The sequence below is a fragment of the Photobacterium sp. R1 genome (genome assembly GCF_054600795.1).
On the sequence record NZ_BAAHZP010000951.1, the window covers coordinates 1 to 238 of the forward strand.

Below are 238 nucleotides of genomic sequence, written 5' to 3' on the forward strand. Positions count from 1 at the left end.
ATCAGCAAATACCGCCCATCGGAAAACAACAGAGACAAAAAAGCCCGCTCAGTGAGCGGGCTTTCGAAAGGGGTCGGTGAAGAGGGATTCGAACCCCCGACCCTCTGGGCCCAAACCAGATGCGCTACCAAACTGCGCTATTCACCGAGATTGTTGTTCTGTTGAAAGTTTAACGCTTGCAGTCATAGTTACTCAAACTCTCAATTTTTGTAGCCTGCTTTTCAAAAGCAAACTTTTA

1 tRNA gene is annotated in these 238 nt (G+C 47.1%); it reads right to left on the reverse strand.

The annotated features are described in order from the left end of the window. Positions 1 to 73: 73 nt before the first annotated feature. A tRNA-Pro gene (locus ACYP03_RS27890) sits at positions 74 to 147 on the reverse strand. Positions 148 to 238: the final 91 nt, after the last annotated feature.